This window comes from Streptomyces durmitorensis, assembly GCF_023498005.1.
In the GTDB taxonomy this organism is placed as follows: Bacteria; Actinomycetota; Actinomycetes; order Streptomycetales; family Streptomycetaceae; genus Streptomyces; species Streptomyces durmitorensis.
The window spans coordinates 9,349,544-9,363,437 of record NZ_CP097289.1; the positions used below are offsets into that span (position 1 = coordinate 9,349,544).

At 70.4% G+C, this 13,894-nt stretch carries 12 protein-coding genes; 8 read left to right on the top strand and 4 right to left on the bottom strand.

Annotation, left to right across the window (positions count from 1 at the left end):
* Positions 1-40: 40 nt before the first annotated feature.
* Positions 41-1,207 (bottom strand): pyridoxal-phosphate-dependent aminotransferase family protein, encoded by a 1,167-nt coding sequence (locus tag M4V62_RS41365; protein WP_249592341.1) that lies wholly within the window; start codon positions 1,205-1,207, stop codon positions 41-43.
* 97 nt (positions 1,208-1,304) lie between these two features.
* On the opposite strand from M4V62_RS41365, the gene M4V62_RS41370 reads away from it, so the two are divergent.
* Both M4V62_RS41370 and M4V62_RS41375 read left to right on the top strand, forming a co-directional pair.
* Positions 1,305-2,084, top strand: coding sequence for an IclR family transcriptional regulator (locus M4V62_RS41370; protein ID WP_249592342.1), 780 nt, complete (start codon positions 1,305-1,307; stop codon positions 2,082-2,084).
* Positions 2,085-2,356: 272 nt separating this feature from the next.
* Entirely contained in the window at positions 2,357-3,745 is a 1,389-nt protein-coding gene (locus M4V62_RS41375; protein WP_249592343.1) for an SLC13 family permease, read from the top strand.
* A gap of 45 nt (positions 3,746-3,790) precedes the next feature.
* Here M4V62_RS41375 and M4V62_RS41380 read toward each other — a convergent pair whose 3' ends face one another.
* Positions 3,791-4,555: a YqjF family protein gene (locus tag M4V62_RS41380; protein WP_249592344.1), complete on the bottom strand. Its 765-nt coding sequence runs from the start codon at positions 4,553-4,555 to the stop codon at positions 3,791-3,793.
* Between the two features lie 142 nt (positions 4,556-4,697).
* Entirely contained in the window at positions 4,698-5,102 is a 405-nt protein-coding gene (locus tag M4V62_RS41385; protein WP_249592345.1) for a DUF5997 family protein, read from the bottom strand.
* A 58-nt stretch (positions 5,103-5,160) separates the two neighbouring features.
* On the opposite strand from M4V62_RS41385, the gene M4V62_RS41390 reads away from it, so the two are divergent.
* Positions 5,161-5,997, top strand: coding sequence for a LysR family substrate-binding domain-containing protein (locus tag M4V62_RS41390; protein WP_249592346.1), 837 nt, complete (start codon positions 5,161-5,163; stop codon positions 5,995-5,997).
* 42 nt (positions 5,998-6,039) lie between these two features.
* Here the strand turns inward: M4V62_RS41390 and M4V62_RS41395 are convergent, their stop codons facing one another.
* Positions 6,040-7,059: a YdcF family protein gene (locus M4V62_RS41395; protein ID WP_249592347.1), complete on the bottom strand. Its 1,020-nt coding sequence runs from the start codon at positions 7,057-7,059 to the stop codon at positions 6,040-6,042.
* A gap of 121 nt (positions 7,060-7,180) precedes the next feature.
* Between M4V62_RS41395 and M4V62_RS41400 the strand changes: the two genes are divergently transcribed.
* The 5 genes from M4V62_RS41400 (at position 7,181) to M4V62_RS41420 (ending at position 13,874) form a co-directional block, all read left to right on the top strand.
* Positions 7,181-7,411 carry a hypothetical protein gene (locus M4V62_RS41400; RefSeq protein WP_249592348.1) on the top strand — a complete coding sequence of 77 codons (231 nt, stop codon included), beginning with the start codon at positions 7,181-7,183 and terminating at the stop codon, positions 7,409-7,411.
* 100 nt (positions 7,412-7,511) lie between these two features.
* The gene (locus tag M4V62_RS41405; RefSeq protein ID WP_249592349.1) at positions 7,512-7,820 is read left to right on the top strand and encodes a hypothetical protein; all 309 of its coding nucleotides are present in this window, start codon (positions 7,512-7,514) and stop codon (positions 7,818-7,820) included.
* Between the two features lie 545 nt (positions 7,821-8,365).
* Positions 8,366-9,454, top strand: a complete 1,089-nt coding sequence (locus M4V62_RS41410; RefSeq protein WP_249592350.1) for a DUF1996 domain-containing protein — start codon at positions 8,366-8,368, stop codon at positions 9,452-9,454.
* A 112-nt stretch (positions 9,455-9,566) separates the two neighbouring features.
* Positions 9,567-11,321 (top strand): discoidin domain-containing protein, encoded by a 1,755-nt coding sequence (locus M4V62_RS41415; protein ID WP_249592351.1) that lies wholly within the window; start codon positions 9,567-9,569, stop codon positions 11,319-11,321.
* Between the two features lie 90 nt (positions 11,322-11,411).
* Positions 11,412-13,874, top strand: coding sequence for a glycoside hydrolase family 3 C-terminal domain-containing protein (locus M4V62_RS41420; RefSeq protein ID WP_249592352.1), 2,463 nt, complete (start codon positions 11,412-11,414; stop codon positions 13,872-13,874).
* The last annotated feature ends 20 nt before the right edge of the window (positions 13,875-13,894 follow it).

Consider the following 13,894-nt stretch of genomic DNA (forward strand, 5'->3'; position numbering starts at 1 on the left):
CCTCGGCCGGTTGGGGAGTCGGGCGGGCGCACGGCAGCCGTCACTCGGCGCGAAGGACGTCCAGGGCGTCGGTGAGCCCGCCGGGATCGATGCGCACACCGGCCAGCTGAAGGCCCATCTGCACCCCGGCGAGCGTGCCCGCGAGCGTCAGATCGTTGAAGTGGCCGAGGTGGCCGATGCGGAAAATCCGTCCGGCGAGCTTGCCGAGGCCCGCGCCCAGGGACATGTCGAACCGCTCAAGGATGATCTTCCGCACCTTGTCGGCGTCCTGGTCCTCGGGCATGAGCACCGCGGTCAGCGAGGACGAGTACTCGCGGTCGTCGGCGCACAGCACCTCAAGTCCCCAGCCGCGCACGGCGTTTCGGGTGGCCTCCGCGTGCCTGTCGTGCCGCGCGAAGACCTCGGGAAGCCCCTCCGCCTGGAGCATCCGCAGTGCTTCGGCGAGGCCGTAGAGGAGGTTGGTGGCGGGGGTGTACGGGAAGAAGCCGCGCCGGTTCGCCTCGATGATCGGCTGCCAGTCCCAGTAGGACCTGCGCAGCCGCGCGGTGCGGGAGGCGGCCAGGGCCTTCTCGCTCACCGCGTTGAAGCCGAGTCCCGGCGGGAGCATAAGACCCTTCTGGGACCCGGCGACGGTGACGTCGACGCCCCATTCGTCGTGCCGGTAGTCGATCGAGCCCAGCGAGGAGATGGTGTCGACGAGCAGCAGCGCCGGGTGTCCCGTCGCGTCCATCGCCTGCCTGATGTCGGCCACCCGGCTGGTCACGCCGGTCGAGGTCTCGTTGTGCACCACGCAGACGGCCTTGATCGTACGGGCGCTGTCCGCAGCGAGCCGTTCGGCGACCGCCTCGGGCGATGCGCCGTGGCGCCAGTCGCCGGGCACGAAGTCGACGTAGAGGCCGAGGCCCGCGGCCATCTGCTGCCAGAGCGTGGCGAAGTGGCCGGTCTCCACGTGCAGCACCCTGTCCCCGGTGCTGAGCGTGTTGACCAGGGCTGCCTCCCAGGCGCCGGTGCCGGAGCCGGGGAAGACCACGACGGGCCCCGTGGTGCCGAAGACCGGCTTCAGCGAGGCGAGCAACTCCGTGGTCAGCGCCGCGAATTCGGGACCCCGGTGGTCGATCGTCGGCGCCGACATGGCGCGGAGCACCTGGTCGGGGACGTTCGTGGGGCCTGGTATCTGCAGGAAGTGCCGCCCGGGTCGAGAGGTCACAGTGGCCAACTCCCTTGCTATGCGTGCCGTATTGTGGCACGGTGTGTCGTAAGGTGGCACGGAGGAGCGTAGGGCCGACCCGGTGGGGAGTCAACGGATGCAGAGCGTTCTCAACGCACTTCGGGTGCTGGAAGAGGTCGCCGCGCGGCAGCCGATCGGCGTCGCGGAGCTGGCCCGCGGCCTGGAGCTGCCCAAGAGCTCCGCGCAGCGCGCCCTGCGCACCCTGCACGAGGCGGGCTGGATCCGCCCGGCCGGCGGAGAGGTCACGCGCTGGGTCGTGACCACCAAGGCCTTGCAGGTCGGGCGGCGCGCCACGGGGGAGTTGAGCCTGCGTGACGTGGCTCTGCCGCTGATGGAAGAGCTGCGGCGGCGCATCGACGAGACGGTTCATCTGACCGTCCCGGACGGCGACAAGGTGGTGCTCATCGAGCGCCTGGAGACCTCCAAGCCGGTGCGGATCATCCTGGCCCTCGGCACCCAGCTGCCCTTTCACGCCTCCGCGAACGGCAAGGCGGTCCTCGCGGTGAGCCCCCGGGAAGTGATTGACCGTCAAGTAGCCCTCCGTCTTGAGGAGTTCACGGGCTCGACCATCACGGACAGGGAGCGGCTGCTCGCCGAGCTCGCGCGGATCAGGGAGCGGGGGTACTCGACCAATGGCGGGGAGTGGCGCGACGACGTGTCGGCGGTCGCGGCCGCCGTGTGGGACGAGTCGGGGACGCCGGTCGCGAGCATCAGCGTGAACATGCCGACGAGCCGGATGACGCAGGAGGCGAGTGCCACGTACGGGGCGCTGGTGAGCGAGACCGCGCGGCAGGTCAGCGCCGCGTTGGGGCATTCGCGGCAGGGTGCGGGGGGCGGTTCCGAGGCCGGGCGCTAGCGAACTCCACCCCGTCGCCGCCCCGTCTCCACCCCGCGCAACGCATTCGGGCGTTCCCCTTGACGCCCCGGGAAGCGCACTCCAATACTCCCCATTGCGAAAGCTCAATTCCGCCAGGCGGAATTCATCATCCCCCCTGGGCTCATGAGGCCCAGGGGTGGACGTCCGTGCGCGCCGTCGTTCACCGCGCACTCTTCGGTGCCGCGCGCACCCCTCGTCACGCGCCCCGGCGCGCCGCGACATGACCATCGGCCGACGGCAAGGGAGCCCTCGTGTCAGATCAAGTCATCTCCATCATCGCCCTGGTCCTTGTCTTCGCCATCGCGACCTTCTCCGCAGTCCACCTGGGTGCGCTCGCCCTCGTGGCCGCGTTCATCATCGGCTCCACCGTGGCGGACGAGTCGACGGACGATCTCTTCTCCGGGTTTCCCGGCGACCTGTTCGTCGTCCTCGTCGGCGTCACACTTCTGTTCGCCATAGCGAAGAACAACGGCACAGTCGACTGGCTCGTGAACGCTGCCGTGAAAGCGGTGCGGGGCCGGATCGCCCTCATTCCCTGGGTCATGTTCCTCGTCACCGCCATGCTCACCGCCGTCGGCGCGGTCACCCCCGCGGCCGTCGGCATCGTCGCCCCCATCGGCCTCGGCTTCGCCGTCGCCTACGGCATCAATCCCGTGCTCATGGGGTTGCTCATCGCCAACGGAGCAAGCGCGGGAGGTTTCTCCCCGATCGGCGTGTTCGGCAGCATCACCAACAACGTGGTCGAGCGCAACGACCTGCCGGGCAACCCCGCGCTCCTGTTCGCCGCCTCGTTCCTGTTCAACGTGGTGCTGTGCGTCATCGTCTTCTTCGTCTTCGGCGGGCGGCGATTGCTCGGGCAACGCGCAGGAACGTACAAAGGCGGCGGTGACACGAACGCCGACAGCGAGCGCCACGACGACGCACCGCCGCCCGGCGGAACCGGCGGAACCGGTGGCCAACTGGTCGGGGCGGGCGCGGTACCCCGGCGCGCCCTCGCCGTCGCCACGACCACCAGGCCCCCGGCGCAGGACGAACCCCTCAAGCTCGACGGACCGCGCGCGCTCACCCTGCTCGGGCTGCTGAGCCTTGTCGCCGGAGCGCTCTTCTTCGACCTCGACGTCGGCCTGATGGCGCTCACCATCACCGTCGTCCTCTCCCTGGTCTCCCCGAAGTCGGTCACCGGCGCTGTGGACCGGTGCGCGTGGTCGACCGTGCTGCTGGTCTGCGGCATCGTCACCTACGTGAGCCAGATGGAGCGCATGGGCACCATCGACTACCTCGGCAAACAGGTCGCCTCCATCGAGGCACCCCTCCTCGGCGCCCTCCTGATCTGCCTCATCGGCGCCCTGGTCTCCGCCTTCGCCTCAACGACCGGCATGCTCGGCGCGCTGATCCCGCTGGCCGTGCCCTTCCTGCTCGCCGGTGAGGTCGGAGCGGTCGGACTCATCACCGCGCTGGCCATCTCCGCGTCGGTGGTGGACGCCTCGCCGTTCTCCACCAGCGGAGCACTGGTGACCGCCAACACCCCCGAGGACCAACGGGACTTCGTCTTCCGCCGCCTCATGGCCTGGGGGCTCGGCATCGCCGTGATCGGCCCCCTCGTCACCTGGGCCCTGTTCGTCGTACCCACCTCGCTGTGAGGGCGTACGGGGACGGCACGGTGTCGTACGCCGTCGTGCGACCCGTCAGGGAGTCGGGATGCCGCCCGGCCGCGCAGGCCGCCCGAAACGGACCGGAACGCCCGGCGAGTACAGCACGCTCACCGGATCCCCGACCGGCCGCGGCAGCCCCGCGGCCGCGACCAGGTCCTCGTCGCACTCGATCAGGTCGGCCCGGTGCAGCGGCCAGCGCGGATGGACGTTCGGCAGGAACATCTGCCGCCCGAAGAACGTGTTGTGCATGCCCCACCGGGCCGTCAGGAAGTGCTCGAAGTCGGTGGGCTCCTCGACCCGCTCACCCACCCGGACGGCGATCCGGCTGTACGCACCGCGCGGGCCCGGCCAGCGCCTGGCACTCGTGTACGTGACGGTGTCGCCACTGCGGCGGATGCTCATCCGCGACCACTGGTACGGCAGCCGGAAGGCACCCCGCGCGACCGCCACCGGGATCAGGCGCGAGGCGTCCAGGGAGCGGAAGACGACGCCGCGGCGGCCATGGGCGTCCACCGAGTAGAGGCGCACGTTGGTCTCGGGAAACGTACCCAGATAGGGGATGCCGGGCAGCCGGAACCAGCCGACCCGGTGCATGCGGAACGCGACGAGGCCCACATAGGTCACCCCGTCGTGCAGATCGGGAACCGTCCCGGCCGGAAGGAGCGGAGCGACGTCCGCGGGGTCCACGGCCCAGTGCACGAAGGCAAGGTCGAGCCACGACTGCGTGAGCAGCGGATTCTCGGCGGAGGTGGGCGGATCGGCGGTTATCGGTTCCGGCACGGCGGGGGTGAGGACCACGGCATCAGCATCGCAGGGGCTCCGGCCGTGCCCGGAACGGGGGCGGACATCCGGCCCGGTACGGCCGCTGACCAAGCGCGGCCGCGCATGACTGAGCCCCCGGCTGACGGTGCCAGGGTCCGGGGGCTCGGTCCTGTCCGGGTCAGGAACGCGGACGGCGGTCCTGCTCGGCCCGCTCCGCGTTCTTCTCCTTGATGCGTACCGTCTCCTTGCGGACCTCGGCCTGGGTGGCGCGCTCCTTCTGGAGCCACTCGGGGTTGTCCGTCTTGAGCGCGTCGATCTGCTCCGTGGTCAGGGCCTCCGTGACCCCGCCGCGTGCGAGACCGGCGATGGACACGCCGAGCTTCGCCGCGACGACAGGCCGGGGATGCGGGCCGTTGCGCCGCAGCTCCTGCAGCCACTCGGGCGGCTCGGTCTGCAGGGCGTTGAGCTCGGTGCGCGAGACGACACCCTCCTGGAACTCGGCGGGGGTGGCCTCGAGGTACACACCCAGCTTCTTCGCCGCGGTCGCGGGCTTCATGGTCTGGGTGGTCTGGTGCGACGTCATGGTCCCCAGGGTATCGAGCATGTGAGCTACCGCCGACCACGACCGGTAACCTGGCGGGGTGACAGACTCGCAAGTAACCCCTTCCTTCAGGCTCGCGTATGTCCCGGGGGTGACGCCCACCAAGTGGGTGCGGATCTGGAACGAGCGGCGGACCGACGTGCCGCTGACCCTCGTGGCGGTGGACCCCGGCGAGGCGTTCGAGCTCCTGCGGGGCGGTGGCGCCGACGCGGGATTCGTCCGGCTGCCGGTCGACCGTACGGACCTCAGCGCGATCCCCCTCTACACCGAGACGACGGTCGTGGTGATCCCCAAGGATCACGTCATCGCGGCGGTCGACGAAGTGACGACCGAGGACCTGGCCGACGAGATCGTGCTGCACCCCCTCGACGACACCCTCCCGTGGGAGAGCCTGCCGGGGCAGCCCGCGAACGAGCGCCCCGCCACCACGGCGGACGCCATCGAACTGGTGGCGGCGGGCGTGGGCGTCCTCGCCGTCCCCCAGTCGCTCGCCCGCCTGCACCACCGCAAGGACCTCACCTACCGGCCGCTGTCGGAAGCCCCCGAATCAAGGGTCGCCCTCTCGTGGCCCGAGGAGGCGACCACGGACCTGGTGGAGGACTTCATCGGCATCGTCCGGGGACGCACGGTCAACAGCTCACGCGGCCGCACCCAGACTCCCGCCGCCGGTTCGGCCGCGGACCAGTCGAAGCGCAAGAGCCCCGACAAGGGCGGCGCCAGGCGAAAGCCGACGGCCGGAAAGCCCACCGGAACCGGAAAGCCCACCGGAAAGACCGGGAAGAGCGGCAAGAGCGGGACGCCGGGCAAGAGCGCACGGAGCAGTTCCGGCGGCCCCGCCAAGGGCGGCAAGAAGGGCAAGCCCCGCCGCCGGCCGTAGCCCCGGCTTCGTCGTCTCCCTCAGGGGGACACGGCGGCAGCCTCACCCGGCGCCGTTGTGCCGAGCCCACCAGGCGAGGACCCCGCCAAGGACGATCAGCAGGCAGATGGCCGCATTGGTCCGCTTGTACGCGACGAGGACCGCGGTGAACTCGCGGATCGTCGCGGTGGGCCAGAAGTACGCGGCGGTGGGCGAGCCCACCACCTGGCCCCTGATCCCCGTCCGCCGAGCCGTGAGGGCGGCCCGGAACGCGTGGTAGTTGTTCGTGACGATGACGCACCGGTAGTCCGGCTTCGTCTGCTCCATGATCGCCTTGCTGAACCGCAGATTCTCGTCGGTCGTCGTCGAGCGGTCCTCCCGCTCGATCAGGTCGGCGGGAAACCCACGGGCGATCAGATGGTCGGCCATCGCATGGCTCTCCGGCACGTCCTCGTCAGGGCCCTGGCCTCCCGAGGTGATGAGCACCGGCGAGCCGCCCCGCTTGGCCAGGCCCGCGTGCACCGCATGCGCTCGCGTGAGGCGACTGGCCAGCAGGGGAGGCACGGTGGAGCCCCCGACGAGGCCCGAACCGAGTACGACCACGTAGTCGGCCTTGCGGCGCACCCGCAGCCGCCCGTAGAGGAACGCGTAGAAGACGAAGCTCAGGAACAGGAACGAGAGGTAGGCGGCGAGCCCGCCGGCCGCCACGCCCACCCCGACCCACAGCGGTGTCCGCACGACCACGGCCGTGACCAGCAGCGCCACGACCCCCAGGATGCACAACGCGGCCAGCAGCGAGAGCAGGTTGGTGGGGCTCCTGCCTTCCTTGCGCACCATCTGCATGCCGTTGAGGAACAGAAGACAGGTCAGTACGAGGATGCCCAGCGCCCCCAGGCCCAGCAGCGCCCACGCGACGGCCTGACCCGATGCCGAACCGGACCTGACCAGTTGGAACACCCAGGCCGCAAGAGCGCAGAGCACGGCGAGACCAAGGATCACGGCATTGCTGAACTTCCTGCGCTCGCGCGCCACGCGCACGCAGAAGACGAGGAACAGGAGCGCCGCCGGGGCGTAGACCAACATCCGCACAGCGTAGGCGCCGTGGGCCCACGCCTCGGACCGGGACCAGAACCAGAACCGTCCGCTGCAGTGATCTCCGGGATCAGGCCGTGCCCTTTGAGGGCGACGGGGAGTTGACCCCGGTATGAAGAAGCGAAGCGTACTGGCCGTTGCCTCTCTCGCCGCCGGGGCCGTCATTGCCGCGATCAGCCCGCCCCCGGGAGCGGACACGGCCGACACGAAGGAGCCCGCCCACGCCGCGGGGACGCTGGAGGAGATCGGCGACGCCGCACCGTGGACGGACAGCGCCGCGCCGACGCCCGGCGCCGGTGTCGGTGTGGTCGCCCCTGACATCTCCAGCACTCAGCACCTCTGAGGCGACGGACGCGGGGCCGGGACGTACGCGTCCCGGCCCCGCGTCGCTCACCCGGCCCCGCAGAACACGTGGAGCACTCGCCCACACCTGGAGGACCCACTTGTCCCGTACCCGACCGGCGCGCAAGAGCGCGACCCGACTCGCGGCCGCGCTGACCTTGAGCTTGCTGACGCTCCCGATGCTCGGCGGCACCGCCGCAGCCGGTGGCACGTGCTTCGCCACCCACGCCGATGCCCCGATCTACGCCGGTGACAACCCGTGGACCGAGATCGTCGGCTACCTCGATCCGGGCACCCCGGTGAACGGCACCCGCCAGGGCGTGGACGCCCTGTGGCAGGTCTCGCGCACGGACAACGGCCAGAAGCTCGGCTTCATGCGGCCCGCCGACCTCACCTGCGACGGCGGCTGACCGCTCAACGGCATACCTCTGATGCCCCTGATGGGCCTGCGGAATCCAGGAGAGCGCTCATGGAGAGCGCTCTCCTGCGCTGCATTCCTCGTGCATCCTTCAGGCGTCGCGCCGCGCCGCGCCGAGACGTCAACGCTCGTGAACCACCTCTCCATGTTGCCGCAGGGCGGCGCCGACCCGCGCGGCTGCGCCCGGATTCACGGGTGCCAGGCTCCCAACGCCCCCTGACCACCGGGAAGTTGCGCAGAGGAGATCGCGCGACCGGGGGAGCGGCCGGTCGCGTACGTCATGTGCGGGGCCGCGGGCCGCCGTCATCGACAGCCATTCGTTCACCGTCTCTTGACACGTTCGTGTCACGGTGGGAACACTCCGGGAGAGCGCTCTCCCAGTTCCGTTGCCGTACGGGTGCTCTGCAACAGGTGTCCTGGGGCGGCCGATCGGCGTGCCCTCGGCCACGCATGTCCCCACCCGGTGTCCGGGAGCGCACGGCCACGGCTCCCGGCAGGCCGGTCCCCCCATCCCTCTCCACGTGGCAGGAGGTCTCCATGGCACGGAGATCGAGAACGATCTCAGGAGCGCTCATCGCGGGCGCCCTGATACTGAGCTCACTCGGCATCGGCGGCATCGCGGTCAGCGCCGACAACGCGTCGCAGTCCCGGTCGCCGAAGGCCATGGCATCCCACGCGGGACACGCCATGGCCGCATCCACCCGCGCGTCGGCTGAGGACGCCGACGCGGACGGGTACATCCCCGCCAAGTCGCGCGTCACCGGCGTCAAGCCGTCGGCGAAGGCGCCACCGCACCGCTACTTCCATGAGTTCCAGGCGCACTGTTCGGTGTCGCACACCGCCCCCGACGACCCCGTCGTCTATCCCGGCCAGCCCGGCAAGTCGCACGACCACACGTTCATGGGCAACACCACGACGAACGCCCACAGCACCACGGGGTCGCTGGACTCCGGCTCCACCAAGTGCCTTGCTCCCGGCGACAGGTCGGCGTACTGGATGCCGACGCTGTACAACGGCGACAAGGAGATCCGTCCCGTAGGGGATCAGACGATCTACTACAAGGCCGGGGTCACCGACTACACGAGCGTGCGGCCGTTCCCCAAGGGGCTCAGGTTCGTCGTCGGCAGCCCGATGCAGACCGCACAGGAGTTCCGCAACCACCCGGGCTTCGTCGAAGGGTGGGAGTGCGGGACCAGCTACTTCAACGTCGAGTTCCCCAAGGACTGCCCCACCACGGCGGACACCCAGCTCAACATCCGTTTCCAGGCGCCCAGTTGCTGGGACGGCAAGTCGCTGGACTCCCCGAACCACCAGAGCCACATGTCCTACCCGGTGGTCAAGGACGGAACCAACGACAACATCTGCCCGACCAGTCACCCCGTCGCCCTGCCGATGGTCGAGTTCAAGATGGCGTTCCCCGTCAACGGAGATCTGTCGAAGGCTCGACTGGCGAGCGGCGCGAGCCACTCCTTCCACTACGACTTCTTCAACGCGTGGGACGACGCGACGCTGAAGGCGCTGGTGGACCACTGCATCGTCGGCGGCCTGCAGTGCGACCCGCGCGGTTATGACCAGACGCACCCCGAAGCGGGCGCGGCGCTCGACGAGAACTACGAGCTGCCGTGACCGAGGCCTGTGAAGGGCGGGGCTCCCTTCCGCCCTTCACAGGCGCCTGCCCCCACCCCGCACCTCCCCCCCCTCGCCCCAACACCTCTTCCCCCTCGCCCAGGAGACCCCCATGCGCAGACCTGGTACCGCTCTCTCCCCACGCAGCATCGTGGCCCCCGCGATAGCTGGCCTGCTGGTGGTCGGCGCGCTCGCGCTGCCCGCACAGCAGGCGCACGCGGCCGGCAGCGTCGTGAAGGTGACCGGTTCGCAAGGCAACTGGCAGCTCACCGTCGACGGCTCGCCCTACCAGGTCAAGGGCCTGACCTGGGGTCCCTCGGTCGCCGACGCCGACAAGCACATGCCCGATCTGAAGTCCATGGGCGTCAACACCATCCGGACCTGGGGCACCGACGCCTCCAGCAAGCCGCTGTTCGACTCCGCCGCCGCCCACGGCATCAAGGTCGTCGCGGGCTTCTGGCTCCAGCCCGGCGGCGGCCCGGGAAGCGGCGGCTGTGTCAACTACCTGACGGACACCGAGTACAAGAACAAGATGCTCGACGAGTTCCCCAAGTGGGTGGGCACCTACAAGGACAACCCCGGTGTCCTGATGTGGAACGTGGGCAACGAGTCGGTGCTCGGCCTGCAGAACTGCTACGCCGGTGACGAGCTGGAGAAGCAGCGCGACGCGTACACCACCTTCGTGAACGACGTCGCCAAGAAGATCCACGCGGTGGACCCCAACCACCCGGTCACCTCGACCGACGCCTGGACCGGTGCCTGGCCGTACTACAAGAAGAACGCCCCGGACCTCGACCTCTATGCCGTCAACGCCTACAACGCCGCTTGCGAGATCAAGGCCGACTGGGACAAGGGCGGCTACACCAAGCCCTACATCGTCACCGAGACCGGTCCCGCGGGGGAGTGGGAGGTTCCGGACGACGCCAACGGGGTTCCCGAGGAGCCCACCGACCAGGCCAAGGCGGCCGGTTACACCAAGGCCTGGGACTGCGTCACCGGTCACCGCGGCGTCGCGCTCGGCGCCACCATGTTCCACTACGGCACGGAGTACGACTTCGGCGGCGTCTGGTTCAACCTGCTTCCCGCGGGCCAGAAAAGACTCGCGTACTACGCCGCGAAGAAGGCCTACAAGGGCAGCACCGCCGGTGACAACACCCCGCCGGTGATCTCCGAACTGGCCGTGGACGGCGACGCGGGCAAGGTCCCCGCGGGCGGCCCGCTCACGCTCACCACCAAGGTCAGCGACCCCGACGGCGACGCGCTCACGTACGAAGTGCTGGCCAACAGCATGTACATCGACAAGAACAAGGACCTCACCCCGCTGACCGCCACGGACCAGGGGTCGGGTCGTCTGAAGGTCACGGCCCCGGACAAGCCCGGCGTCTGGAAGATCTACGTCAAGGTCACCGACGGCAAGGGGAATGTCGGCATCGAGACACGGTCCGTGCGCGTGGTGGTGCCGCCGGTCGACGGCACGAACGTCGCCCTGGGCAAGCCCGCGACCGCCTCCTCCTTCCAGCCCGGCAGCGGGGACTGCCCGTGCCCCGCCGCCAACGCCGTCGACGGCAAGGGCAACACGCGCTGGGCCAGCGACTGGAGCGACCCGCAGTGGGTCCAGGTCGACCTCGGCTCCACCACTTCCTTCAAGCACGTCCAGCTCAACTGGGAGACCTCGTACGCGAAGACGTACACGATCCAGACCTCCGACGACGGACAGAACTGGAAGACCGTGCACGAGGTGCGCGGCGGCAACGGCGGCGTCGACGACTTCGATGTGAGCGGCTCCGGCCGCTACGTCCGGGTCAACGGCACAGAGCGAGGCACCGGATACGGCTACTCGCTCTACGAGTTCGGCGTCTACAAGTGATCTTTGACTGACCGTCAACTGATCTGGGACCGATCTGCGACTGATCCGGCTTCGGCGCCGCATCCTCGTCGGGGGCAGGAGGAGCAACGAATGACGCGGGACGAACTGCTCACGCTGGTGGGCACGCTGGACCTGACGCAGAAGGTGGGTCTGCTGACCGGAGCCACGGTGTGGCGCACCCGGGCCGAACCAGCCGTGGGGCTACGGGAGATGGTCTTCTCGGACGGTCCCGCCGGAGTGCGGGGGGAGGCGTGGGACGAACGCAGCCCCTCGCTGCTCCTGCCCTCCGCCTCCGCCCTTGGCTCCCTGTGGGACGAGCGACTCGCCGGTCAGCTCGGCGAGCTGCTCGCCCACGAGGCCCTGCGCAAGGGCGTGCACGTGGTCCTGGCGCCCACCTTGAATCTCCATCGCACCCCGCTGGGAGGGCGCCACTTCGAGTGCCTGGCCGAAGACCCGGAACTGGCCGCCCGCACCGGAGCCGCCCTGATCCGCGGCATCCAGGCCCACGGCGTCGCCGCGACCGCCAAGCACTACGTGGCGAACGACTCGGAGACCGAGCGGCTCACCATGGACGTACGGGTGGACGAGCGGACCCTGCGCGAGGTGTATCTGGCCCCGTTCGAGGCCGCCGTCAGAGCGGGCGTGTGGCTCGTCATGAGCGCGTACAACGGCGTCAACGGCACGACGATGACCGCCAACGAGCTGTTGGCCCAACCGCTGAAAGGAGAGTGGGGATTCGACGGGGCCGTCGTCTCCGACTGGGGTGCCGTGCGGCTGACGGCCGAGAGCGCCGCGGCCGCCCAGGACCTCGCGATGCCCGGCCCGGACGGCCCGTGGGGCGAGGCCCTGGTGGCCGCGGTCCGGAGCGGCGTTCCCGAGGAGGCGGTCGACGACAAGGTGGTGCGTCTGCTCACCCTGGCCGACCGGGTCGGCGCCCTCGGGAGCGGACGCAGGCTCCCGCCGCACGCGTGGCCCGGTGGCACGGCCCGCCGTCTGCTGCGGCGGGCCGTGGCGGCCGGCACCGTCCTGCTTCGGAACGAGGACGTCCTGCCCCTGGACGTCTCCGCGCTGCACAGCGTGGCGGTCATCGGACGGCACGCCTGCGCGCCCCGGCTCCAGGGAGAAGGCAGCGCCGGGGTCTACCCGGCGGACGTCGTCACGCCCCTGGACGGCATCAGGGCCCGGCTGCACGGGCGGGCCCAGGTGCGGTACGCCCCGGGCCCGGACCTGGGCGGGCAACCACTGCCGCTGGATCCCGCACGGTGCGCGAACCCCCTGACCGGGGAGCCCGGCGTACTGATGCGGATCCTGGACGCGGCCGGGCGCGAGATGTCCGCCGAACACCGCCTGTCAGGGCGGCAGTTGGAGCCTCCTCTCGCGCCGCGGGCGCACACCGTCGAGATCAGCGCCCTGGTGCGTCCGCCCAGCGACGGAAAGTGGACGTTCGGTGTGGGCGGCTACGGCCGGATGAGTCTCGCGGTGGACGGACAACTGCTGGTGGAAGGGGAGTTCGCGCGCGACACCGAGGATCCGGCCGTCATTCACCTCGACCCTCCACGCCGCCACGCCTCGGTCTGGCTGGCAGGCGGCCAAGCCGCGCACGTCGTGGCACGCCGGGAGTTGGCCCCCGACACCGGCCGCGCCGTCGTCGTGACGGCCGCGGCGCCCGAGCCGGAGCCCGAGCAGGCCCTGGCCGAAGCGGTCGAGGCCGCGCGGGACGCGGACGTGGCCGTCGTCGTGGTCGGCACCACCGACGGCAGTGAGTCCGAGGGGCACGACCGCACCTCGCTCACACTCCCCGGCCGCCAGGACGAACTGGTCGCGGCGGTGGCCGCCGTGAACCCGCGCACCGTGGTCGTCGTCAACTCGGGCGGGCCGGTGGAACTGCCCTGGCGGGAGCAGGCGGGGGCGGTGCTGCTGTCGTGGTTCCCCGGGCAGGAGGCGGGATCGGGGCTCGCCGACGTCCTGTTCGGGCAGGCCGAACCTGGCGGCAGGCTGCCCACCACCTGGGCAGCCGCCCTGGCGGACGTGCCAGTCAGGGACACAACACCGCGTGACGGTGTGCTCGAGTACGCGGAGGGCCTGCACATCGGCTACCGGGCGTGGCTGAGGGCGGGCCTCGAACCCGCCTACTGGTTCGGCCATGGCCTGGGTTACACGACGTGGAGCTACGACCGCCTACGAGCGGCGAGCGAGGTCGACGTGGGCGATGGGGGTGATGGGGTCGACGGAGGAGAGGCGCTGGTCGTCGAGGTCCAGTTGCGCAACACGGGCGCGCGTCCGGGGCGTGAGGTGGTGCAGGTCTATCTCGCGCGGCCCGAATCCGCCGTGGAGCGACCGGTCCGCTGGCTCGTGGGCTTCACGGCGGTCCGGGCGGAGCCGGGGGAGACGGTGACGGCATCGGTGCGGATACCGGCCAGGATGCTGCGGCACTGGGACACGCGGGCGGGCCGCTGGCGAAGTGAAGCGGGCGTCTGGCGGGTCCTCGCGGGGCGCAGCGCGGGGGATCTGCCGCTGACAGCGACGGTACGCAGGTCAAACGACCGCCGGTAGCCGGCCAGTCAGTGCGGGAG